The 25,247-nt window shown below is 42.0% G+C and carries 19 protein-coding genes; 7 read left to right on the top strand and 12 right to left on the bottom strand.

Features of this window, described 5'->3' with window-relative positions:
* Nucleotides 1-159: 159 nt before the first annotated feature.
* Together QYC40_RS14060 and QYC40_RS14055 are read left to right on the top strand one after the other, a co-directional pair.
* A complete protein-coding gene (locus QYC40_RS14060) occupies nucleotides 160-1,344 on the top strand; it encodes a class I SAM-dependent rRNA methyltransferase (RefSeq protein ID WP_301990758.1) in 1,185 nt (394 codons plus the stop codon).
* A gap of 767 nt (nucleotides 1,345-2,111) precedes the next feature.
* The gene (locus QYC40_RS14055; protein ID WP_301990757.1) at nucleotides 2,112-3,779 is read left to right on the top strand and encodes a hypothetical protein; all 1,668 of its coding nucleotides are present in this window, start codon (nucleotides 2,112-2,114) and stop codon (nucleotides 3,777-3,779) included.
* A gap of 162 nt (nucleotides 3,780-3,941) precedes the next feature.
* On the opposite strand, the gene QYC40_RS14050 is transcribed toward QYC40_RS14055, so the two are convergent.
* The 8 genes from QYC40_RS14050 to tsaD form a co-directional block, all read right to left on the bottom strand.
* Nucleotides 3,942-4,703, bottom strand: coding sequence for an SGNH/GDSL hydrolase family protein (locus tag QYC40_RS14050; RefSeq protein WP_301990756.1), 762 nt, complete (start codon nucleotides 4,701-4,703; stop codon nucleotides 3,942-3,944).
* A gap of 42 nt (nucleotides 4,704-4,745) precedes the next feature.
* Nucleotides 4,746-5,933, bottom strand: a complete 1,188-nt coding sequence (locus QYC40_RS14045; RefSeq protein ID WP_301990755.1) for an aspartate aminotransferase family protein — start codon at nucleotides 5,931-5,933, stop codon at nucleotides 4,746-4,748.
* A gap of 131 nt (nucleotides 5,934-6,064) precedes the next feature.
* Nucleotides 6,065-6,502: a hypothetical protein gene (locus QYC40_RS14040; RefSeq protein WP_301990754.1), complete on the bottom strand. Its 438-nt coding sequence runs from the start codon at nucleotides 6,500-6,502 to the stop codon at nucleotides 6,065-6,067.
* Nucleotides 6,502-7,446 carry a hypothetical protein gene (locus QYC40_RS14035; RefSeq protein WP_301990753.1) on the bottom strand — a complete coding sequence of 315 codons (945 nt, stop codon included), beginning with the start codon at nucleotides 7,444-7,446 and terminating at the stop codon, nucleotides 6,502-6,504. Before QYC40_RS14035 ends, QYC40_RS14040 begins: the two co-directional genes overlap by 1 nt.
* A 34-nt stretch (nucleotides 7,447-7,480) precedes the next feature.
* Complete coding sequence (locus tag QYC40_RS14030) at nucleotides 7,481-8,026, bottom strand: RNA polymerase sigma factor (RefSeq protein WP_149525083.1); 546 nt, start codon at nucleotides 8,024-8,026, stop codon at nucleotides 7,481-7,483.
* Between the two features lie 6 nt (nucleotides 8,027-8,032).
* Complete coding sequence (locus QYC40_RS14025) at nucleotides 8,033-8,986, bottom strand: transketolase family protein (RefSeq protein WP_301990752.1); 954 nt, start codon at nucleotides 8,984-8,986, stop codon at nucleotides 8,033-8,035.
* Between the two features lie 55 nt (nucleotides 8,987-9,041).
* Nucleotides 9,042-9,890, bottom strand: coding sequence for a transketolase (locus tag QYC40_RS14020; protein ID WP_301990751.1), 849 nt, complete (start codon nucleotides 9,888-9,890; stop codon nucleotides 9,042-9,044).
* 310 nt (nucleotides 9,891-10,200) lie between these two features.
* Nucleotides 10,201-11,202: a tRNA (adenosine(37)-N6)-threonylcarbamoyltransferase complex transferase subunit TsaD gene (tsaD, locus tag QYC40_RS14015; RefSeq protein ID WP_301990750.1), complete on the bottom strand. Its 1,002-nt coding sequence runs from the start codon at nucleotides 11,200-11,202 to the stop codon at nucleotides 10,201-10,203.
* A gap of 102 nt (nucleotides 11,203-11,304) precedes the next feature.
* On the opposite strand from tsaD, the gene QYC40_RS14010 reads away from it, so the two are divergent.
* Nucleotides 11,305-15,651: a translocation/assembly module TamB domain-containing protein gene (locus QYC40_RS14010; protein ID WP_301990749.1), complete on the top strand. Its 4,347-nt coding sequence runs from the start codon at nucleotides 11,305-11,307 to the stop codon at nucleotides 15,649-15,651.
* Between the two features lie 32 nt (nucleotides 15,652-15,683).
* Here QYC40_RS14010 and QYC40_RS14005 read toward each other — a convergent pair whose 3' ends face one another.
* Together QYC40_RS14005 and QYC40_RS14000 are read right to left on the bottom strand one after the other, a co-directional pair.
* Complete coding sequence (locus QYC40_RS14005) at nucleotides 15,684-16,919, bottom strand: carboxypeptidase-like regulatory domain-containing protein (protein WP_301990748.1); 1,236 nt, start codon at nucleotides 16,917-16,919, stop codon at nucleotides 15,684-15,686.
* A complete protein-coding gene (locus QYC40_RS14000; RefSeq protein ID WP_301990747.1) occupies nucleotides 16,912-17,472 on the bottom strand; it encodes an RNA polymerase sigma factor in 561 nt (186 codons plus the stop codon). Before QYC40_RS14000 ends, QYC40_RS14005 begins: the two co-directional genes overlap by 8 nt.
* Nucleotides 17,473-17,565: 93 nt before the next feature.
* On the opposite strand from QYC40_RS14000, the gene QYC40_RS13995 reads away from it, so the two are divergent.
* Nucleotides 17,566-19,401 carry a von Willebrand factor type A domain-containing protein gene (locus QYC40_RS13995; RefSeq protein ID WP_301990746.1) on the top strand — a complete coding sequence of 612 codons (1,836 nt, stop codon included), beginning with the start codon at nucleotides 17,566-17,568 and terminating at the stop codon, nucleotides 19,399-19,401.
* Between the two features lie 98 nt (nucleotides 19,402-19,499).
* On the opposite strand, the gene QYC40_RS13990 is transcribed toward QYC40_RS13995, so the two are convergent.
* Nucleotides 19,500-20,885, bottom strand: coding sequence for a LutB/LldF family L-lactate oxidation iron-sulfur protein (locus QYC40_RS13990; protein ID WP_301990745.1), 1,386 nt, complete (start codon nucleotides 20,883-20,885; stop codon nucleotides 19,500-19,502).
* 111 nt (nucleotides 20,886-20,996) lie between these two features.
* Entirely contained in the window at nucleotides 20,997-22,751 is a 1,755-nt protein-coding gene (aspS, locus tag QYC40_RS13985; RefSeq protein ID WP_301990744.1) for an aspartate--tRNA ligase, read from the bottom strand.
* 683 nt (nucleotides 22,752-23,434) lie between these two features.
* Here aspS and mraZ point away from each other — a divergent pair.
* From mraZ to QYC40_RS13970, 3 genes are read left to right on the top strand one after another with little or no spacing between them, the layout of a single operon-like run.
* Nucleotides 23,435-23,908: a division/cell wall cluster transcriptional repressor MraZ gene (mraZ, locus tag QYC40_RS13980; RefSeq protein WP_301990743.1), complete on the top strand. Its 474-nt coding sequence runs from the start codon at nucleotides 23,435-23,437 to the stop codon at nucleotides 23,906-23,908.
* The gene (gene rsmH / locus QYC40_RS13975) at nucleotides 23,901-24,812 is read left to right on the top strand and encodes a 16S rRNA (cytosine(1402)-N(4))-methyltransferase RsmH (RefSeq protein WP_301990742.1); all 912 of its coding nucleotides are present in this window, start codon (nucleotides 23,901-23,903) and stop codon (nucleotides 24,810-24,812) included. The genes mraZ and rsmH overlap by 8 nt, the downstream gene beginning before the upstream one ends.
* Before the next feature lie 19 nt (nucleotides 24,813-24,831).
* On the top strand, nucleotides 24,832-25,242 hold the full coding sequence (locus QYC40_RS13970; RefSeq protein ID WP_149525095.1) for an FtsL-like putative cell division protein: 411 nt from the start codon (nucleotides 24,832-24,834) through the stop codon (nucleotides 25,240-25,242).
* The last annotated feature ends 5 nt before the right edge of the window (nucleotides 25,243-25,247 follow it).

Genomic DNA, 25,247 nt, shown 5'->3' with positions numbered 1-25,247 from the left:
CCCTTTCAAACCCAATACAAACCCGTATCAGAACCCTTCTGAAAGGGGATTGATATGGGTTTGAATAGGCTATGAAAAGGATGTCACTGCTTTAAGGTTTGACTGTTTTTTTTCATTTAGCTGATTTATTTTTTTTCAATTCTATTTACTTTTGCGGGGATGAATAAAATAATCCTCAACAAAGGAAAGGATAAGGCGGCCTGGCAGTTACATCCTTGGATTTTCTCCGGTGCCATAGCTCGAGTGTCTGAATCTCTTCAAAACGGTGATATCGTTTCCGTATATAATCATGATGATGAATTTATTGCTTATGGAATGTACAATAAGCAATCGCGTGTGGCAGTACGTTTATTGGAGTGGGATCCACAAAAAGAGATCTCAGAAGGATGGTGGCGCGATAGATTGCAGCGAGCTGTCAAAAACAGAACTCACCTTTTGAACGACAAGAATAATACGGTTCGTTTAGTATTTGCCGAGGCGGATTTCCTGCCGGGGCTTATTGCTGATAAATATGGGGATTATATCTCCGTGCAGGTGCATGCTGCTGGGATGGAACGCGTAAAGGCGATTGTGGTGGATGAATTGCAGCAGCTTTTAAATCCGAAAGGGGTTTATGAGCGCAGCGATCTGAAATCAAGAGAGCATGAAGGCTTGGCAGATACCAATGGCTTATTAGCGGGCGAGATGCCTCCTCCATTTGTCGACATTATTGAAAATGGAATACATTATCAGGTGAATATCGTAGAAGGGCAGAAATCTGGATTCTATTGCGATCAACGCGACAATAGATATATCACCTCGAAATATGTTAAAGACAAGCGCGTATTAGATTGTTTTTGCTATTCGGGCGGATTTACGCTGAATGCATTTCGCGAAGGCGCCGCTTCTGTCACTTCTGTTGACAGCTCGGCTTTAGCGATCGAAACGCTGCAGAAGAATATTCAATTGAATGGATTTGATTCTTCAAAACATATTGCTGTACAGTCCGACGTCAACAAGTACCTTCGGGAGTTGGGCGAGCAGCGCGAGAAGTTTGATTTGATCATTTTGGATCCTCCGAAATATGCACCTTCACGATCCACACTAGAAAAGGCTTCGCGTGCCTACAAGGATTTAAACCGTAGGGGCCTGATGCTTTTGAACTCGGGCGGCCTATTGGCAACTTTTTCTTGCTCTGGAGCGATGGATATCGATACCTACAAACAGGTGTTAGCTTGGGCAGCGCTAGATGCAGGAAAAGAAATTCAATTTATCTATCAATATTGCCAACCAGAAGATCATCCTGTTCGAGCATCATTTCCAGAAAGTGAGTACCTAAAGGGACTATTGGTACGCGTACTTTAGGAGAAAATATTAGTGATAAAAAAGGGATCGACAAGATATGTTGATCCCTTTTTCATTATAGGATTAACTATTGATATTGTCCTGTCGATATCAGCCTACAAAAAACCATCATTACATGGTTCCCTATAAATGTTATATCATGTTAACTGATTGATTTTTAAAGTTATCGACTTACATGCTTGTTCGTGTAACATCAATGTATGATATTGGTCATTTTCCCATTAGGTTATTACTTTAATATTTGTTACAAATAATTCATGATTGTGACATGTTTGTATATGTTTAAATCTATTTTTTAGTTCTTTTTCTTCATCGAGTTCTAACGTAGTTTTAGCTTGCGCATGCATGTCGCATATTTTTAAAAATCATCATTTACATGAGTTATCTTGGTTAATTATATTGTTATAAATGATTTAGTTTCTAAACTTTATATGTTTGCATGTTGTTCCGATGAGGCGGTCGTTTTTGGCCGCCTTTTCTGTTTAGCTTTTCGTGCTAGGACTTAGAATGCCCATCAAGTCGGCGCAATAATTAGTGATATGTGTCATTTTCTTAATAGGATAATTGTATAATATTTGCACAAAGCAATATAGGTCGCGTGGCGTCCGAACACATGCGAGAAGCAGAATATGATTTTTTAAGCTAGCAGGCAGTAATTTTTTCGAGTTGCTGTTCGTTTAGCTTCGTCTTATCACGTTCAAAATTTCAATATACATGTATTTTGACCCCGATTTTTATACTGCTCTGGAAAAAAATTATCGACTCTTATGAAGACATTTAAGCGAATCTTTAGTTTCGTTATTATTGTAGGATCTTTACTTTCGACTTACGCATGTAAGAAAGATCTGCAGGGCAAAGGTGGAGCGGCCCTGGTTAAAATTAGCGCCGTGCAAGTTTCTCAAACCGAGCAAACCAACAATTTTAGAGGGGGGACGGATATGCTACTGCCAGGCTTATCCGAACAGGTAAAAGAAGTATCCTTCAACCGAGACTACAATTTAGTGGTTTCATTAAAGCCCATTGGTACTGAGCTAAAAGCACAGGGGAGATCTACTAGAAGCAACGTGGTCAATCCGGTTGAAAAAGGAGTTCGTTATCGGATTCTTATATTTAAAATGGATAATAGCTATGTTGATCAACAAGAGTTTATTGTGGGAGAAGCGACGAATACGCAGGGATTTGAACTCGAACCAGGTACCTATCGATTTATAGCATACTCATTTAACAATACTTCAGCCATTCCTGAAGTGCCGCACATTTCATCGGACAAAATCAGCCTCTCGAATATCTCGACTAGTACTGACTTTCTATATATGAATAAAGAAATGACTGTAAAGGGAGGACAGAATTTGTTGAATTTAGTTTTTAAGAATCGTTTTAGCAGCATTGTGTTAACCATGGCTGCTGCTGCGGAACTCGGGTCAATTAGCGCCCTAAAGGCTAGTATCACTGCAGAACCAACGGTGAATATCGGATTAAATGATGGCGCACTTACACATCCTAGTACGCCTTCCGCATTGATGTTCGCTTTTCCAACGTTAAATCTGCCTACCGTGACGAGCACGCCTACAACGATAAGCAATGCAGAAAGCGCACAGTTAGAACTGAAGATTCTGGAAATCGCATTAAATGGTGGTGCAGTTCGGAAAGATTTAGCCAATATCACAGATCTTGTGATTCGACCCGGTATTCAATATCAACTCAAACTTACGATCGAATCGAACGGAATTACTGTAGGAGGGAATGTATGGGCAAGAGGTAACTTAGCCTATGTGGATGGCGTGTATTTTAACCGTAGTTTTCCTGAAGAGAGTGGGTATGCGTACCATGCATCAGATTATTGGAATTTTGCCTCTGCGGAAACTCCTTTGTTGCCGGCGATGAACGTGCCGGACGATTATTTTGTAGGATTGGAGGCGATAGCACCTAAAATTCCAGACGTAATACAAGATCCTTGTCGCTTGGTAGCGGGCAATAATTGGCGTATGCCAACTTTAGCAGATTTTGCGGCGCTGGGAAATTTTAAGGTTATCAATAGTGCGGGTGAAATAGGAAGCTTTGACGGGGGGCAGCCAAATGGTGCAAAAACCGGCTTCGCATATATCTATTTCGACGGTGTACAACAAGGCAGTGGAGAAGCAGCGCAACTGAGATTCTATAAAACCGGACGTAAGCGAAACTTTGTTATCAACAATATTTCAGTAGATGATGCGGCCCATAATTTTAATGACAAAGATGCACACTACATGGCGATCGATGGAACACAAGGCGTCGCCGTTAGCAATGTAAACTGGCAAGTCCATATGCCGATGATTGTAGATAACGTGAGTGGAAATACACAGAACATGCTTTATTACAGATTGAAGGATCCTTATTTTTCGCGCGACGATAGGGTGCCAATTAGATGTATTAGAGATATACCAACTGCGAAATAAGAACTCTCTACATAAACATCAAAAAGGATGGAAATTCTTGTTGGTTTTTCAAAACAGACGTTTTTAGAAAAAATTTAGATTATCCTTACATAATGCGTGTTGTTTAAAAAAAAGTGTCGCCCGTTAAGGGCGGCACTTTCTTTTTACTTCAACTCTGAAATACTATCCGATTTTGATTTGTGATAGCCAGCTTTCTGCCATTAGGTTGGCTCCAGCCCAAGAGGTGTGCACCCCATCGGTAGTCCAGTAGGCACCGGTATTGGCTTTTAATGCTTTATCGAAGATATCCTGATAAGGAATAAACGCCGTTTTATATTCTTTTGCGATGTCGCGTGCTGCTTGTTGGTATTTCGGAAATTCAGGATACCAACTATCGTTGATATGTTTCACATCCTTTAATCCGAAGGGTTCGCCGATAATCAATTTCACGTTTGGCAGCGCGGTTAGGGTTTTGTCCAACAGCTCTTTATATTGTCCTTTATATTGCTCTGGGGTATTGATAGCACCACGATCTTTGGTTCTCCAAAAATCATTGACACCGATCAGGATAGATACAATATTGGGTTTTAAATCGATGCAGTCGGCTTGCCACCGATTCAATAAATCAGGAACGCGGTTTCCGGAAATACCACGGTTGTAAATCTTGATGTTCTTGCTTGCAAATTTGTTCAACAATACGCCTGCAGCAAGCATCGCATATCCGCCACCAAAGGCATTCATTTCATTCGGATTCAGGTTATCTTTCTTCCGGCCCGCATCCGTAATGGAATCCCCCTGAAAGAGAATCACATCGTTCTGGTTAATGCTGATACCAACCTTAGGTTTTGCAGATGAAAAATCCTCGGCATGCAACAATGCGCTGCCCATGGCTGTAGTCCCCACAGTCAATATACTTTTCTTTAAAAAATCTCTTCTTGAATTCATGGTCTTTGGATAGGTTGATTATTCCTATACAAGATAAGGAAACTAGCAAAATTTGGCAATCCCTTCACGAATAATTTTACACGCCGCTTTTATCTCTTCCTCAGTAATTGTTAGTGGAGGTGCAACACGAAGGGCCGTTTCACAATGTAGATACCAGTCGATGATCAATCCCTGTTCTGCGCAGTAGTTACTGACCGCATATACCTGTTCAAAATTTTCCAACTGCAAACACATCATCAAGCCCAATCCACGGATTTCCTTGATTTGAGGGATGTCAAGTTCATTACGAAACAATGTCGCTTTAGTATCGACCTGCTCCACAAGTTTTTCCTGTTTAATGACCTCCAAAGACGCTTTCGCAGCAGCACAGGATACAGGATGACCACCAAAGGTGGTAATATGGCCAAGCATTGGATTGGCTTTGATTACGTCCATCACTTCTTTTCGGGCTACGAAAGCACCCAGCGGCATACCCCCGCCGATACCTTTTGCCAGCATCAGGATATCCGGAACGATGTCGAAATGCTCAAAAGCAAAGAGTTTCCCCGTGCGACCGAAACCAGTTTGTATTTCATCAAAAATCAGAAGAGCGCCAGTATCATCGCATTTCTTACGCAACGCCTGCATGTAGGCTTTGTCAGGAACGCGGACACCTGCTTCGCCTTGTATCGCTTCAACAACTACAGCTGCGGTCTTATCGCTGATCTTGTCTAGGTCGGGCAAATGATTGTATTGTATAAACGAAATACCGGGCAGGAGTGGAGCGTATGCTTTTCTGTAATCCTCATTTCCGATTAAGCTCAATGCGCCTTGTGTACTACCGTGGTAAGCTTCCTTTGCTGCGATAATTTCCTGTCGACCCGTAAATTTCTTTGCGATCTTCATTGAGCCTTCGACTGCTTCAGCACCCGAATTCGTTAAATAAACCGATCCAAAGCTATCTGGTAAAACACTTAATAGATCTGTCGCAAATTGCACCTGCGGTGCTTGCACAAATTCGCCATATACCGTTACGTGCATAAACTTTTCAAGCTGATTCTGAATTGCTTCCAACACTTTGGGGTGGCGATGACCGATATTACTTACGTTAAATCCTGAAACTAAGTCCATATAGGATTTTCCGTTTGGTCCATAAAGGTAAATGCCTTCAGCACGTTCTACTTCAATAAGTCTTGGGGATTCAGATGTCTGCGCGGTATTTTGTAAAAATAGTTCTCTATTGCTAATCATGGTTGGGTATTATTCAATAACAATTAATTTCAAACTTCCATTAAAGTAGAGTCAATAATGAAAGTTCTGGAGGGTTTTATAATAGTAAACCCCATAAGAAAAAAGAAGCTCTAAGTAAGAGCTTCTTTTCGTTAATTTCTGTGATTCCTGCCTTTCAGCTCTTTGTAGAGTAATTCGATAAACTCTTGTTCTACAGAGAAGAACTGCGAAGCTCGGGATTGCCCGATTACTTCCGCAAAGCGGGATCTATAGTTTTTCTTGATTTCGACTTCTTTCGCATCGAAGGATATAGCGTCATTTCCAGGTCTAAAAGAATTAGAGCCACCCTGTCTGCGATCGCCACCACGACTCTTCTGCGATTTTACATCTCTAATTTCCTTCGTATACTGATTGTAAATCGGGAAAAATTGTTGAGCCTCCGCAGGAGTCAATCGTAACTGTTTGGTAATGAATGCAGATTTTTGATTCTCTATCGCTTCAAATCTATCTTGACGTGATTGTCCATTTGCTCCCAAACAAAATAAGCAAGCCAAACAGAATGTCGTAATAATATGTTTCAAACGAAGCATTATAATGTATTATAATTTAAGTATTCTTCTAAATCTTTGTCATCAATTTGACTACCAATAGCTGCTGATTCCTCCGGCTCATAGATGTACTCTGCATAATATGCTAAATCCGTGCCATCCGAATGACTAGCCAAATAGCTAATGATTTCATCCTCAGGAATTTCATCTAAGGAAACTTGTTGCGCATTCGCTACAGTTGCTGCAGAATTTACATTGTTAGGATCACTATTATAAGTAGAAACACCAACAAATGCTGCAACACATGCTGCTGCGGCTGCACCTATCCAAATAACCGGTCTGCTTTTCTTCCGCTCGGTCACAGGAGTAGCCTGTGGCATTTGGATAACTTTCTTATCTTCCACCTGATCTAATATCGACTGCGTTAATGTGTCGAAGTATCCATTCGGAACAGTAAATCCATCCGTCTGAACCTTAGATTTTAAATCATCAACGGCGATGAATGCCATAATCTGATCAGCAGAAGTTTCAAAATATTGATCTGGAACTTCAAACCCACTTTCTTGAACTTGCTCTTTAAGATTCTCTTCGCCAACTTTCGCCATAATAGAATCGCTCAAGTTTGCAAAATAGCCTTCAGGAACTTCAAATTGTTCTTCTTGCAATTGGTCGATCTGTACCTGCTGCATGATACGATCATTTAAGTCTGCGAAGTAATTCGCCGGAACTTCAAAACCTTCATGTTGCTGAAACTGGTCAATCTTAACTTGCGACATAATCTGTTCGCTCAATTCTCCGAAATAACTTTCGGGAACATCGAAGCCAGCACGTTGATCCTTGCTTGTACGATCCAATTTTGCTAAGAACAATAGCCTGTTGGTTTGTTCATTGAAATAATTGTCGGGTACAATGAAAGGGTTAACACGCAACGAATCAGGTAAGTTATTGCCTTCCATGTTGTCGTAATATGTGTTGTTTTCTTTCATAGTACACTAATAGAATCGTTTTTGCGCCAAAGGTTTAATCATTCTTGGCAAAAAAGTTCTCTATCTTCTTAACGGCCAAATGATAGGACGCTTTTAGGGCGCCGACACTTGTGCCTAATACTTCAGATATTTCGTCGTACTTCATGTCTTCAAAATATTTCATATTGAAGACCAACCGTTGCTTATCGGGAAGTGTTAACAAGGCTTCCTGCAACTTCTGCTGCGCGCGGTCACCATTAAAGTATGATCCGTCCGCTAAAGTATCCGAAAGATAAGCAGATGTTTCATCATCCAATGAAACATTCTGCTTTTGTTTTTTCTTATTTAAGAAAGTAATGCATTCATTCGTCGCAATTCTATATAACCAAGTATATAGCTGCGAGTCCTCTCTGAACTTTTCGAGATTACGCCAAACCTTAATAAAGATATCCTGCACAACATCATCAGCATCGTCATGGTCAATAACCATTCTTCTAACATGCCAATAGATCTTCTGCTGGTACTTTTTTAATAACTCGCGAAATGCTTCCTCACGAGTCTTCTCATCGGCGAACTTCGCAATGATCAGGGAATCTTCCATATTGGATTATTTTCTGCTAATTACTTTTTTCGCTGCTTTAACGATGTCTGCAGCTGTTAAACCATATTTCTCCATCAACTGAGCTGGTGTTCCCGACTCGCCGAAGCTATCGTCAACCGCAACATACTCTTGAGGAGTAGGAAGTTCTTTCGCTAATACCTGTGCTACGCTGTCACCCAAACCACCTAAGCGGTTGTGTTCTTCGGCTGTAACTACACATTTCGTTTTTGCCACAGATTTCAAGATAGCTTCTGCATCTAAAGGCTTAATCGTGTGGATATTGATAATCTCAGCGCTAATGCCTGCTTTTTCCAATTCCTCACCAGCTTGGATCGCTTCCCATACTAAGTGGCCAGTAGCAATAATCGTTACGTCTGTACCTTCGTTCAACATCACAGCTTTACCGATCTCGAATTTCTGATCTGCAGGTGTAAAGTTAGGAACAACAGGACGACCAAAACGCAAATATGCTGGCCCCTCATGGTCTACTAACGCAATAGTAGCGGCTTTTGTTTGGTTATAATCACAAGGATTGATAACGGTCATGCCTGGCAACATTTTCATCAATCCGATGTCTTCTAAGATTTGGTGAGTGGCACCATCTTCCCCTAGCGTTAATCCAGCGTGAGATGCACAAATCTTCACATTCTTACCTGAGTAGGCGATCGATTGACGGATTTGGTCATAAACACGACCTGTAGAGAAGTTAGCAAAAGTTCCTGTAAAAGGGATCTTTCCACCGATGGTTAAACCAGCAGCAATACCCATCATGTTTGCTTCCGCGATTCCAATTTGGAAGAAACGCTCAGGATAAGCTTTTATAAAGTCGTTCATTTTCAATGAACCGATCAAGTCAGCACATAACGCTACGACGTTTTCGTTTTGTTGACCAGCTTCTAATAAGCCAGCACCGAAACCTGAGCGTGTATCTTTTGATTCTGTATATGTATATTTTTTCATTTTTTGAAGTCTCGTTCAGAATGGCAAAGCCATTTAAAGTCTAACAAATGTTATCTTAATAATCACCAATTGTTGCAGGGATTTGGTTCAATGCGCTTGCTAATTGCTCATCGTTCGGAGCAACACCATGCCATTTATGTGATCCCATCATGAAATCAACACCATTACCCATTTCCGTATGCAATAAGATAATTACTGGTTTACCTTTTCCAGTGCGAGCCTTAGCCTCATCTAAACCAGCAACAACAGATGCCATATCATTACCTTTCTCAACTTCTAACACGTCCCATCCAAAAGCTTCCCATTTTGCACGTAGGTTGCCTAATGAAAGAACCGCGTCTGTAGAACCATCAATCTGCGCATTGTTGTAGTCAACTGCTGCGATGATGTTGTCCATTTTGTTGTGAGGAGCATACAATGCTGCTTCCCAAACTTGTCCTTCTTGCAACTCACCGTCACCCATCAAGACATAAACTAAGCTGTTGTCTTTATTCAACTTCTTCGCTTGAGCAGCACCGATCGCTACAGATAGTCCCTGTCCTAATGAACCTGATGCAACACGAATTCCTGGAAGGTGTTCATGTGTTGTCGGGTGTCCTTGAAGACGTGAATCAATCTTACGGAAAGTCGCTAATTCGCTAACCGGGAAGTATCCAGCTCTCGCCAAAGTACTGTAAAATACCGGAGAAATGTGCCCATTTGATAAGAAGAATAAATCCTCACCAATGCCATCCATGTTGAATGAAGGGTCATGTTTCATCGCGTGGAAGTACAATGCCACAAAATAATCTGTACAACCTAAAGATCCCCCTGGGTGTCCTGATTGACATGCATGTACCATGCGAACAATGTCTCTTCTTACTTGAGAAGCTGTTTGTTCAAGCTTGTTTATATCTGCACTCATTTTTTAGTATAAATGTTTCGATTGTTTTGCCGATAAAGGTAGTGAATTTTTTAAAAGTATCTAGTATTTAGTAGAGGTTAGATTTTAGACTTTATACAATAGATTTTAGACATTAGTGTGTGATTTTCAAATAGGAATGGGAAACTTGTCATTGAACCAAGAAAGGAAGGATACAAAGATTAACAGGATCCTGAATATCCTTGTATCCTTCCTTTCTTGGTTCAGAACAAAAAGCCCGCTCTTGGTTCAGAACAAAAAACCCGCATTGCTGCAGGTCTAATATCTCACATCTATCATCTAAAATCTAACCTCACACATGCATTCTTGCCAGCGGAGAGATATCCTGTCCAACGAAGTCTTGTTTCAGGAACTTATGATAACCAGCTATAGCGATCATGGCGGCATTATCGGTACAATACTCGAATTTAGGGATAAAGACGTTCCATTTATACTTTTCGCCCATTGCTAATAGCGAGCTGCGCAGTCCCGAGTTTGCAGAAACACCTCCGGCGATTGCGATATCTTTAACGCCGGTTTGTTTAGCGGCTTTTTTAAGTTTATTCAACAAGATGGAAACGATGCGATCTTGAACGGAAGCGCAAAGATCATCCATACGTTCTGAAAGGAAGTTTGGATTTTTCTTCATTTCTGCTTGTACGAGGTATAGGATAGCCGTTTTAAGACCCGAAAAACTAAAATTAAGCTCCGGTATTTGCGGCTCTGGCAACTTAAATGCTGTGGGATCTCCGCCTTTCGCATGTTTATCAATTAATGGTCCGCCGGGGTAGGGCAGATTCAAGATCTTGGCAGTTTTATCGAACGCTTCTCCTGCAGCGTCATCTAAGGTTTCGCCAAGAAGCTCCATCTCGAAGTAATCCTTTACCAAAACAATCTGTGTATGACCACCTGAAACCGTTAAACATAAAAATGGAAAAGAAGGCTTCGGGTTATCGATAAAGTGTGCTAAAATATGCGCCTGCATGTGGTTAACCTCGATTAATGGAATATCCATCGCCAAAGCGAAGGATTTTGCAAAGGAAGTTCCCACCAATAAAGACCCTAAAAGTCCGGGTCCGCGCGTAAAAGACACTGCATCTATATCTTTTTTGCTTATTTTTGCTTGAATAATGGCTTGATCTACCGTTGGAATGATATTCTGTTGATGGGCACGGGACGCCAATTCTGGTACAACCCCTCCATATTTCGCATGGATTGCTTGACTTGCAATAATATTTGAACGAATTTCGCCGTCTATACAGATAGATGCGGAAGTTTCATCGCAGGATGATTCTATACCGAGTATGATAGCCATTTGAGGGATGTATTATAAATAAAGCACAAAAGTATCAAAAAAATACTTAAAATAACGTTGTATAGCTTGCTCGGCTTAATAGCCCTGCTTTGCCTTGTCGTATTGTCCCTACAATTTGCGTCGGTTCAAACATTTGTAACCAAACGTGTCGCAAACTACCTCTCTGACGAGCTGAATGCCAAAGTTGAGCTTAAACAAATCTACTTCCGTCCATTTGATCAACTAACACTGACTGAATTCAAAATCAGCGACCAGAAAGGGAAGCCCATGTTAAGTGCGGAGAAACTGCACGCTAATATGATGCTCAGACATTTCTTCCAAAACAAAATCGTTATCGAAGATTTAGCATTGCAAAAGGCTTATGTAGACTTTCAAATCTATAAAGACAGTTCCAATTTTAAATTCCTCGTCGATTATTTCGCGCCGAAAAAGAAATCCGATGGTAAAAAGAAAAAACCACTCGAACTGCAGTTGCACAATCTGAGACTGGTCGACAACCATATCAAAATCTTAAACCATCAGCAAAAGCATCATAACCGCGGTGTAGACTTTTCAGATATTGAACTCCAACATTTGAATGTCAATCTCGCCAACATCAAGTTTGATTCTGTTTCGTTTAAAACGGACATCAAGGAGCTTTCGCTACAGGAGAAATCAGGATTCCAGATTAAACGTCTTCTTGCGAAGGCCAATATTAGTAATACCAGCATGGAGTTCGATCAGTTGGATTTGGAAACCAACCGTTCTAAAGTTGCACGTTATCTGAAGTTCTCGTATAAAAAGTTCGCAGATTTTGGGGACTTCATCAAGAAGGTGCATATCGAAGGGACGATGGACGAAGTTTATGTCGATTCGCGTGACATAGAGTTTTTTGCACCAACCATGAGTAAGGTGCAATTTACAGCGAGTGTACCGCAGGCCTCCGTTGAAGGCACGGTAAATAATATCCGCACGCGAAATGCACATATCAAAACAGGTAAGGAAACTATACTTCGAGGCGACTTCAGCATCAAAGGGCTGCCGGATATGGATAAGACCATTTTTGATTTTGATGCTAGCAATCTCCAGACCTCGGCAAAAGATCTTGAATTACTGATTCCTAAATTAGCGAACCGCGCCAAGTTTTCCCTTCCCGAGCAACTGCATCAGTTTGGACTGATCAAATTCGCAGGGACTTTTCAAGGATTATACGATTTATTTGATGTTAAAGGTGATTTCGATACCAAATTAGGAGCAGTTCATACCGATAGTAAAATTGATATCCGAAAGGAAATAACCTATCAAGGTCACCTGGCGTCCAGTGCCTTTCAATTAGGTGAACTGATCGGTAGCAAGTCCATCAAAAATACGGCATTAGCATTTGACTTCGACGGGCATAGCCTTGATTTTAATAAAATGAAACTGCAACTGGATGGAGGCTTGCGCAATTTTCAATTTGGCAACTACAGCTACGATAGTGTGGAAGTATCAGGATTGCTGGATCAAAAACTTATCGATGTAACCGGTTTTATCCAAGATCCGAATGCACAGCTCGCGTATGATGCTATAGTGGATTTACAATCCGAAGAAGCAAGCTACGACCTGTCTGCGGATGTAGACTTGATTAACCTGAAAAAATTGGGGTTTGTGGATAAAGACAGCATTGTCATCTTCAATTCTAAAATCAATACCCATCTTACCGGCAACACGCTCAATAACCTGAACGGTGAAGTGATTGCCGAGCAGATTAACATGCGAACTACAAAAGGAGATTTCACGGTCGACGATCTTTTCTTCTCTGCAGAAGGAACGCAGATGGATCGATTGCTAACCCTGCGGTCTAATGTGCTGGATGCGGAAATGAAAGGAGTGATCGACCTAAATACGCTCATCCCTTACTTCAAAGCCTTAGCGATGCGCTATGCTCCAGCAATTGGCCTAACAGTAGAACCCTACAATCCGCAGATATTCGACTTGCAATTGAATGTTAAATCCTTCGAGCCGGTATCGGCATTTCTAGACCCAACACTTATACTGGATGATGGAGCGTCATTGGAAGCACACTTCTCGTCCGAAGACTATACGGCGCAATTCACTGCATTCAGCCCTTTCGTGCGCTATCAGGGAGTCAATCTGCAAAATATACATATCCGTGAAAATGCCGATGAAGACGCTTTCTCTCTAGATATTACGGCCGACAAGCTCTTTTTGAGCGATAGCATTTTTGTAACCGATATTGAAATCAATAATATACTTTCTAATGATAGTCTGCTGTTCAGCATAAATGGCGCTAAAGAGACCGATCTCAACTATCTCCGCCTAAACGGCGATATACATTTCGCACATAATAAGCCGGCGTATATACACTTCAATAAATCGTCAATCATTATCAACAAAGAACCTTGGACGTTAAATACCGATGCAGAAATGCGTGTGTCAAAGGGTAAATTCTACTTGACCAATCTCATTGCGAGCCAAGGTCAACAAAAGGTTGCTTTCAACGGTGTATTATCAAATGAAGACGATAAGCTGGAAGTCAATTTCAGCAAGTTTAACTTGAATGCCCTGGAAGTGGTGCTGAAACCCTTGGGTATACGCCTAGATGGGGAGTTAAATGGAGATATTGAATTGCACTCCGCATTTAAGAAGCCCTATCTCTCTGCCAATGTGCAAACTAGTCCTTTGGTTTACAATCAAATCCCAATCGGGCAACTACGTTTATTAGCAGATTTTGATCCCGAGACCAAACAAGCGAACCTCGATCTACAGCTCTTGGACGATCTCAACAAAGGCTTGAAGTTGAATGGTACCTATCAAATTGCTGCTGCCGATCAAGAACTGAACCTTAAAGGCTCCCTCAATCAGATGGAACTGATTCTTTTCCAACCATTCGTGCGGAACTTAACCTCCCAGTTGCAGGGCAGAATGAATGCTGAAATTCAGATTGGAGGAACGCTGAAAAATCCGGAATTCAACGCTATTTCGAAAATAGAATATGCTTCTTTCAACGTAAATTACCTCAAAACTTCCTATAATATCAGTAATCAAACGGTATTGTTGGACAAGAACAGCATCATGTTGAACCAGGTGGCTTTCCATGATAGCAAAGGCCATCAAGCCGTTGCCAACGGCATTGTCAATCTGAATAAGTTGAGCAATCCTTATATCGATGTCGATGTCGTGACGAACAATACCATGATTCTGAATACGACCTATAAAGATAATAACCTTTACTTCGGGACGGCTTATGCCACCGGTACCTTTAAATTCAAGGGAGCGACCTCTGCAATCGACATCAACATCAAAGCGAGATCGGAGGATAACACTTCCATTACCATTCCGTTCAACTCCGCAATGACGGTCACCGATAGTGACTTCATCTATTTCGTAAGCAATGATTCCAGCAAAAATAAACAGCAGGAGTCTAAGTATCTCTTGAAAGGGATGACCATGAACATGGATATTGAATTTACGCCAACCGCAGAAGTCAACCTCCAAACCGACTTAGGTTCGTTGAAAGGAAATGGAACCGGCGAAATCACCTTAAAAGTTTCCAGTCTTGGGGATTTTGAGATGTTTGGTGATTACACCGTTAATTCCGGAAAATTCCATTTTACCGCGCAGGATTTCTTTAATAAGTTCTTCGATATCAAACAAGGCGGTACGATTCGTTGGACAGGCTCCCCATCGGGGGCTACCATCAATATGACGGCGATCTATCAACAACGCACGTCAATCGCTCCATTGTATAACGCTGCAGGACGCTCCGGACAGGATGAGCGCGTTATGGCGCAGGCGGATATGAATATTAAAGGAACATTGAGCCAGCCCGATGTGTCCTTCGATCTTAACTTCCCGCAAACACCATATGTTAAAGATGAGCTTCAGGCTTACCTTAGTGATGCCAACAATGTCAATCAGCAGGCGCTGAGCTTGATCGTAAGACGAAGCTTTACCGCAAGTTCTAACAATGAATTGGGGCGCGAGGTGAATAATACACTATTGTCCGCAGGAACAGAAATCGCCTTCAACCAGTTGAACAATATCTTAGCACAATCGCTCAAGATCGATTTCTTAGATTTCAATATCCGCTCGCTGAACGATGCGTCTGCATCCTTCCGATTCTTTAACGACCGACTTGTGCTGACAGGGGGGATCGTGGATAGAAGAAATGTGCAAACCACAGACTTAACCTTCTTCTCTAATAAAGTAGCAACCGATGCCGAATTAACCTTTAAGTTGCGTAGGGATGGTAACTTAATGTTCCGTGCATACAATCGATTGAATACCCGAAATATTTTATTCACCCCAACCGACGATTATATCAATGCCGTAGGTTTGATTTACCGTCAGGAGTTTAATACGCTTGGTGAGTTCTGGAGAAAATTATGGAACTGGAGCGGATCCAACAGCGACTTGCTGTTCAAGCCGATTCCGAAGCTAGATACGACAAAACGGGAAATGAAGTAAGAAAATCGAATTCAAGCATACATACATCGAAACTACTGCCTGAACTCAATCTTCACTTCCATTTTCTTTCCGTCATTGCCTTTTTTCCAATCCGGACCATTCTTAATAATCTGAATCGCTTGTTGATCTAGCGATGGATTGGCGGATTTCAAAACAACAATATTCATCGGACGACCAAAATTGTTGATTTCAAAAACAAGCGTTACAACGCCTTTACCATATAGAGATTCCTTGCTATGGTCATTAATATATTTTTTGTAGGCTTTCCAACCTATTAATGGTTCCGATTTTATCTTGCTGTCAGTTTTTCCAGGACGAACGCTCACTACCTCATCCAATGTTGCATAATCTGGTGCCAGTCGGATGGTTTGTTGATTGCTCGCCAGAATACGTGCAGACTGGTATCCTATGGATAATATTTCAAGTTCGGTAGATTCTATCGCTGAAGGCATCACAAAACTTCCTGATGAATCCGTCATCACCACTTCATTCGTTTTCACATTTCTAACCGTCGCCTGTGGAATTGGATATCCCGACTCTTGATCAACAACTTCACCTGTAATAATACGTTTGTAGTCCTGTGGACTGCCCACCCGTGCAGACATCTCCGCCTGAGGGGCAACATTGATACCCGATACCTTGCCCTGTAAGCTGATGACGTTTGGATTGTTGGCCGGAGAGCGTTTCGCAAGCATTTTTCCAGAAATCACCTGAACTGTATCAATAAATAAGTCCGGGCTGATAACCAGGTCTTTCTTTCGCGTTTCTTCCATTTTGTTGGAGCGTTTTGCTGTCCGTGTTGGCGATGGTTGTGTTTTAGATTCGCTCAATTCGGGTACTGCGGCAATCGGGTTGCTCGTCGAATCCTCTTCAAAAGGGTCTAATTCAATGCTGTTTAAGGTCGTATCGGTAGGGGCCGTTTCAGCAATATCGGCTGGTGCCATCGCTAATTCAGCTGCATCTTCCGGTCTATTCAAATACCAAATCGTTCCAATTCCCAGTACCAATAATAAAGAGGCAGCAATTCCCAAAGCTTTATAAGGAAGCAGCGTTCTTATTTTCTCGGGATGCGTGCGTTCGTAAATCGCGGCATGCAGCTCCGCTGGATTCAGGCTGCTCTTCAGTCGTTGCTCTTCTTCCAGGCCCATAATGATATCCATCAGCATTTCGTCCCGATGCGAAGCTTTCTCAATAGCGTACATCTCGGAGGAGCTTAATTCGCCGTTCACATACCTACGTAAATAAGCGATATCAAAATGATTACTCATGTTGTGCCCTTTCCATACAAATTTTGAGGTTCCTCTTTCCATTCTGAATGGCGCTCTTAACGTCGTTCATACTGTATCCGGTTATCTCGGCAACCTCTTTATAGCATTTCTCCTCAATGAAGAAGAGACGGATGCTCTGTTGTTGTTTTTCTATTAATCGATCTATACAGCTCTCCAATTGCGACAATTGTTCCTCCCGCTCTTTATAGTTTTCCTCCTGATGCAGGTTTGCCGCAAATTCCACAAAGTCATTTGTAACAATTTCAGGTTTGCTTTTTGCCGACCGTAATGCCATAAGACAGTGGTTTTTACTGACCACATAAAGCCAGCGCGGGAAATCTTGAATAGACTGCTTCTTAACTTTTTCGATGAGCTCTTCGAAAATTTGCATTACCGCATCTCGGCTGCGCTCCGGTTCTTTGAAATAACGCAGGCATACATAGAATACCATCTCGCTGTGACGTTGGTATAGATCACCAAGACAGGCGAGATCACCCTCCCGTAGGTAGGTGTCCAATAACTCTTCATCAGATTGTAATGTTGGTTTTGACAAGATCCTAATGCAAATTCAAGGGGTAAAATAATTTTTTTTTCTCGTTTATGGAAATCTGCACATATCTGCATCCCTCTACAAAAAATTAGAATCATGAAAAGTATACTCAGCATTTTGATGGTGTTTTTCGCTTTAGTAGGCGGAGCTCATGCGCAGGAAAAGGTTGTCACCGGGCAAGTGACAGATCGCGGGTCGAATCTCCCTTTGCAAGGGGTAGAGGTCTCAGTCTTAGGTAAATATAGAAGTACACACACAGGGCAAGACGGGAAGTATTCAATTAAAGCGGCTGATGGGGATAAATTAGTATTCAGCTTCATCGCTTTTCAAACCCAGACCGTTAAAGTTGGAAAAAAGACAGTAATCAATATCGCTTTACAAGCAGAAAATCAGGTCTTAGAGGAAATTGTTGTAACAGGAGTAAAGGGTAGCCCTAAGATGAACACGGTTGGTTATGAAGTAGCAAGTGCTTCGCGAGGCATTATACTTGGACGAATGCCAATGGCTGAGGATGCTGAAACTTATAAAAATATTGATGAGAATGCTTTTAAATCACCTTTAAAAGACCCGCTATCAACTTTTGCGGCCGACGTGGATGCGGCATCATATAGCAATGTTCGTCGGATGATCAATGCAGGCAACCTGCCTGATCGTGATGCAGTACGCGTAGAGGAAATGATCAACTATTTCCAATATGATCTTAAAGCGCCTACGAATGGTGATCCCGTGAGAATTTACACCGAATTGGGTGTTTCCCCGTGGAACAAAGAACATCAGCTCCTTCGCATAGCCTTGAAGGCGAAGGATATTCCATCGGCACAACTGCCAGCATCAAATTTCGTTTTCTTAATCGATGTTTCCGGATCCATGTATGCAGCGAATAAACTGCCACTCGTAAAATCCTCTTTGAAATTATTAGTGGATCAATTACGCGATCAAGACCGGGTTGCCATCGTTACTTACGCAGGTAGTGCCGGAGTAAAATTGGAAAGCACTTCAGGCAGTCAGAAGATGAAGATCAAAGAAGCGATCGACGAATTGGTATCAGGAGGTAGCACAGCTGGGGGTGCTGGTATTCGTAAAGCGTACGATATCGCCCGCCAAAACTTCATGAAGAACGGAAATAACCGTATCATCCTAGCATCGGATGGCGATTTTAATGTCGGTGCATCAAGCGACGACGATATGGAAAAACTCATCAGCAAAGAACGTGAAAGTGGTGTGCATTTGACGGTGTTAGGTTTTGGAATGGGTAACTTAAAGGATAGTAAGATGGAATTGTTGGCGAATAAAGGACATGGGAATTATGCCTATATCGATAATATCTCCGAAGCGCGCAAAGCAATGGTTACCGAGTTTGGAGGAACATTGTTTACCGTTGCCAAGGATGTTAAAATTCAGATCGAATTTAATCCAGCTTATGTACAAGCATATCGCTTAGTAGGTTATGAGAACCGCTTGCTCGCTGCGGATGATTTCAATAACGACGCCAAGTTAGGTGGCGATATGGGTGTAGGACATAGCGTGACGGCGATCTATGAAATTGTGCCAGTAGGCGTAAAGAGCAGCATCATCGGTACAGTCGATGCCTTGAAATATCAAGACAATAAGAAAGCAAACCAAGGTACATTAAATGGAGAGTTGGCAACTGTGAAATTCCGCTATAAAGAACCGGAAAGTGATAAGAGTAAATTGCAACAGGTCGTTGTATCCAACAAAATGGCGAGCATGGATCAAATGAGCGAAGACTTTAGATTTGCGACAGCAGTAGCCGAATTGGGAATGTTGCTGCGTAATTCAGACTATAAGCAAGAATCAAGTTATAACAATTTAGTGGCTCGTGCAAAAGCTGCCAAAGGAAAAGATGATGAGGGCTACAGAGCAGAATTTATTCGCATGGCAGAAAATGCTGCGGTCTTGGACAAGCGATAGGTATAAGATTTAGGATTCTATAACAATGCGTAAAGAATTTCTTTTCGGAGCCCTTCAATGAAAGGGCTCTACGCATTGGCGTCCAGATAAACTTTTGATTACTTCTTTTTCTGCATTTCCTTATATTGCTGAGAGAAAGATTTCTCCGCAATCTTAGGGAGTTCTCTATTTTCTCCCCATGCCTTTCTAAAGAAATTCTTGATAAAGAAGTTTTTGGTTTTACCGCCGAAGAAATCGATGATCTTGCGCTTCTGAATAGCCCAGGTAAACAGGCCCCATGCTTTCTTCTCCGCACCGGTCGTTAGATTCTCCTGAACCGAGTCGCGACGATTCAACAAGAGCATTTTTTGAATATCAATGCCTACTGGGCATACTTCCGTACATTTTCCACATAGCGAAGAGGCATAACTCAAGTGCTTAAACTCTTTCATGCCATTCAGGTGTGGAGAAATCAAAGAGCCAATAGGTCCTTGATAGGTCGTTTCATAGGTATGACCGCCAATATTTTGATAGATAGGGCAAACATTAAGACAGGCGCCGCAACGGATGCAGTATAGTCCTTGACGTTGGTCTTTTTGTTCTAATACATTGCTGCGTCCATTGTCTAATAGGATTACATACATTTCTTCCGGACCGTCCGTTTCGGAGGCCTTGCGAGGCCCGCTTAGGAGGGTGTTGTAAACCGTTAGGTTTTGTCCGGTTCCGTGGGAGGCGAGGAGCGGCCAGAACAAATCCAGGTCGGCCATACTGGGAATAACCTTCTCAATGCCGACAACCGCAATATGAACTTTCGGAAAGGAGGTCGTCAGACGCGCATTCCCTTCGTTTTCTGTGATGGCGATACTTCCTGAGTCTGCAACTAAAAAATTCGCACCGCTGATACCAATATCTGCAGTCGTATATTTCTCGCGTAATATCTCACGCGCCTTCATGGTCAATTCCTCCGCTGTCGCTTCCATGGGTGTCTCGAAACGCTCATGGAATAGCTTGGCAATATCTTCCAAACTAAGGTGCATAGCAGGAGTAACGAAATGATAAGGCTTTTGATCTAATAGTTGAATAATGAATTCACCTAAATCGCTTTCAATGGTTTCGATATTTTTCTTGGCAAGAAAGTGATTCAGTTCAATCTCCTCCGTCGCCATCGATTTGGATTTGATGACCGACTTCGCGTTGTGCTGTTCGATAATCTTCGCAATCTCCTGTCTTGCTTCTTCCGCATCATTCGCCCAGATCACATGGCCGCCGTTCTTCGTGAAATTAGACTCGAAATCCAATAAATATCGATCCAGATTTTCGATCACCTTCCATTTGATCAGATTAGCCTTCTGTTTCGAATTCTCCAGGTCATGAAATTTCGATTTGCCACGCTCAAAAGCCACATTATACTTATCAATATTCGTATTGATAATCTGCCGATGGCGCAAATCGAACGATTTCGTCTTACTGTCCTGAAGGAATTTGTCTGCTACTGATGCTGCCATAGGGTATTGTGTGCGATGTATACAAAAATAAAAGTTGACCGGGATATGGTCAACTTTTATAAAGATAATAATTTATCCGTTAATGAGTGGATGTGGAAAAACCGATTCCTATTATTTTGTTAGAGGTTTTAACGCAATATTCAACTCATCTAGCTGTTCTAAAGCAATTGTCGCAGGAGCATCGATCATCACGTCACGTCCAGAATTATTTTTCGGGAATGCGATAAAGTCACGAATTGTCTCCTGTCCACCAAGAATTGCTGTTAAACGGTCAAGTCCGAATGCTAATCCGCCGTGCGGAGGAGCACCATATTGGAAGGCATTCATCAGGAATCCAAATTGATCTTGTGCTTGCTCTTCCGTGAATCCTAAATGCTTAAACATCAAGGCTTGCATTTCTTTATCATGGATACGGATGGAACCACCACCAATTTCATTACCATTTAGGACTAAGTCGTATGCATTTGCACGTACTTTTCCCGGATCGGTGTCTAATAAAGGCATATCCTCTAATTTTGGAGAGGTGAATGGGTGGTGCATCGCGTGGAAGCGTCCGCTTTCTTCATCCCACTCCAATAATGGGAAGTCAATTACCCATAGCGGTGCAAATTCATCAGGCTTGCGTAAGCCTAGGCGATTTCCTAATTCCATACGTAATGCAGATAACTGCGCGCGTGTTTTATTTGCCGGACCCGATAATATCAAGATCAAGTCACCAGGTTTAGCGCCTGTGGCTTCTGCCCATTTCAACAAGTCTGCCTGATCGTAGAATTTATCTACGGAAGACTTTATGCTGCCATCAGCTTCGTATTTTGCATAGACCATTCCTGATGCACCAACTTGAGGGCGTTTTACCCATTCGATAAGTTCATCAATCTGTTTTCTAGTATAAGAAGCTGCCTCTGGAACAGCAATACCAACGACAAGTTCGGCATTGTTGAAAATAGCAAACTCTTTATGCTGAGCAACGGCGTTTAACTCACCGAACTTCATTCCAAAACGGATATCCGGTTTGTCGTTTCCGTAAGTGCGCATCGCTTCGTCGAATGTCATTCTAGGGAATTGATCTAATTCTATTCCGTGGATTGTTTTCAATAAGTGGCGAGTCATGCCTTCGAAGATATTCAAGATGTCTTCTTGTTCTACGAATGACATCTCACAGTCGATCTGTGTAAACTCCGGCTGTCTGTCTGCGCGTAAATCCTCGTCGCGGAAACACTTAACGATTTGGAAGTACTTATCCATACCACCGACCATCAATAACTGTTTGAATGTTTGAGGCGATTGTGGTAAGGCATAGAACTGCCCAGGGTTCATACGTGAAGGTACGATAAAGTCACGCGCCCCCTCTGGAGTAGACTTAATTAAATAAGGGGTCTCCACCTCACAGAAGTCAAGGTTCGATAAATAGTTTCTAACCTCTTGCGTTACTTTATGACGGAAAAGTAAGCTGTTCTTAACCGGATTTCTACGAATATCCAAATAACGATACTTCATACGGATATCATCACCACCATCCGTTTCATCCTCAATAGTGAATGGAGGTAGCTTCGATTCGTTTAGAATCTCCAAGTTGCTCACTTTAATTTCAATCTCTCCCGTAGGGATTTTACTGTTCTTACTTGAGCGCTCAATAACAGTTCCTGTAGCTTTGATCACAAACTCTCTCCCTAGCTCGCGTGCGCGGCTACGAAGGGACTCGTCATCATCACTGTTAAAGGTTAATTGTGTAATACCATATCGATCACGAACGTCAATGAAGGTCATCCCTCCAAGGTCGCGTGATTTCTGAACCCAACCACTTAAGGTTACGGTTTTTCCAATATCTTCAATTCTTAGTTCGCCACAAGTATGTGTTCTGTGCATGATTTACTGTCTTTATTATAGAAGGACAAAATTATCGGATTTATATTAAAATAAAGAATTGGATTTTAGGTAGAAGGAAGGAGCGCTTTTTTGGTTGTGGAAGGGGGATGTCTTGAACCAAGAAAGGAAGGATTTAGTAGTTAGTACTTAGTATAAAGACCTATAGCGACCATTATGTCTCCACCCGTTAATACTGTATGCCAAATATCCTGTCAATCATTACATCCTTTCTTTCCTGGTTCAAGACAAAGTCTAATCTCTAAAACCTAATAACCGCCCTAGGTCTAACTACTAACTACTAACTACTAAATACTACCCAATTCAAACCCCAATCAAACCCGCTCCAGAGCGGGTTTGATTGGGGTTTGAATTGGGTTTGAAAGGGGTTTAGAATGGCATTGACTTGAGCTTGTCTTTTCTTCTCCCACTTTCAACCACTTTGATCTTATTTCCTTAGTTTTTTATGGAAAAGCCTCCAATATCCTTTCCTTAATCGATGGTTTTCAATCGATTTGATACATTTTTTAATTTATTGTAATTCAATATAATCCTTTGATTTTGTTGCGTTAGAGGCTGTTTTTGTAGTCGTATCATGATGTGGAAAACTTTTTTGTGGGGGATTGTGGGAGATTGTGGGGGAAAGTGTCTACTTTTACATTAAAATTAGTGTAGACGTATACTGAATGAATCAATTAATCGGAGAATTCGAATGTAAGCTAGACACCAAGGGAAGAATGGTGGTTCCAGCTTCGCTTAAACGGCAGCTGCCGGAAGCGGAGAGGGAAGGGCTTGTCGTGAACCGAGGTTTTGAGAAGAATTTGGTGATTTACACAAGAGATGAATGGAATAAGAAGATGGCGCAGCTGTCGAAGCTGAACCAATATAATGCGAAGAACAGAAACTTCATTCGTCAATTTATGCGTGGTGCAACGGAATTGTCTTTGGACTCTGCAGGCCGTGTGTTGTTGCCGAAGGGTTTGTTAGAATACGCGGGTATTCAAGCGGATGTTGTTCTGGCATGTCAGTTTGATAAGATTGAAGTGTGGTCGAAAGCAGAATACGATGCGATTATGGATGCAGATATGGGTGATGATTTTGCTGCTTTAGCGGAAGACGTTATGGGTGGATTTGATTTCGGAGGGTTGGAGAATGAGTAACGAAATCGGCTACCACGTACCAGTGATGCTTCAAGAGTGTATTGATGCACTTGCTATAAAACCAGACGGGATTTATGTGGATGTGACCTTCGGTGGAGGTGGGCATTCAAAAGAAATATTGAAACACTTAGGGCCAAAGGGTCGTTTGATCGCGTTCGATCAGGATCCGGATGCTGTTAAGAATGCTTTGGATGATCCTCGTTTTACGTTGATACATCAAAACTTTAGGTTCTTAAAAAATTATTTGCGTTTAGAGGGGATTCGTTCTGTTGATGGCATCTTAGCTGATTTAGGCGTTTCCTCACATCAGTTCGATGATGCTGACCGCGGTTTTTCCATTCGCTTTGATGCGGATTTGGATATGCGGATGGATCAGGTTTCGGACTTAGATGCGCGCAAGGTATTGCGTACCTACGCCGAAGAAGATTTGCATCGCATCTTCGGGATGTATGGTGAAATCATCAATGCAAAGACTTTGGCAAAGACAATCGTTACTGCTCGCTTAAATCAAGAGATCAATACGGTTGCTGAGCTAAAAGAGGTGATCAAGAAATTAGTTCCGAAAGGTAAAGAACATAAATACCATGCACAGGTATTTCAAGCTTTACGTATCGAGGTAAATAAAGAGTTAGAAGCCCTGCAGGAGTTCTTGGAGCAGACGGTTGGGGTTTTGAAAGAGTCCGGACGATTGGTGGTGATGTCTTACCATTCTTTAGAAGATAGATTGGTTAAGAATTTCATGGCGAAGGGTAAGTTCAAAGGAGAGGTGGAGAAGGACTTTTTCGGGAATGAAATCAAACCATTTAAAGTAATCAGCCGGAAGGCTATTGTGGCAAATGAAGAGGAGTTGGCGAGAAACAACAGGGCGCGCAGTGCGAAATTGCGTATAGCAGAAAAGGTGTAATTGAAGCAAAGACTAGCGAATGGCGAGGAATACGATAAAAAATAAAGAGCTAAGCGAGGAAGTGCAAGAGGAGATGTCTGATGCCTTGGAAGAAAAGGTTGAAGAGACGGAAGATTTCCTGAAGTCCATTTTCTCCCAAAAGAAGCTCTCTACTTATCTCGTTGCCAAGAACCTACCGTTCGTGGCTTTTTTGGCCTTGTTGGGTTTGCTTTACATATCAAACCGACACCTTGCGGAGAACACGGTTCGTCGAATCGACCGCCTAGGGAAAGAGGTGAAAGAGTTGAGTTGGGATTATAAATCGTTGAATGCGGAGTTGATGAAATTGACGACGCAGACAGAAATAGCGAAACGTGCGGATACACTAGGTCTGAAGGAAAGAACCGAACCGCCGATCAAATTGCAAGTAGTAAAAGAAGTTAAACAGTAAATACA

It is taken from the genome of Sphingobacterium sp. BN32 (assembly GCF_030503615.1).
In the GTDB taxonomy this organism is placed as follows: Bacteria; Bacteroidota; Bacteroidia; order Sphingobacteriales; family Sphingobacteriaceae; genus Sphingobacterium.
Note: the sequence above shows the minus strand (reverse complement) of the source record. Positions and strands in the feature narration are given on the sequence as shown.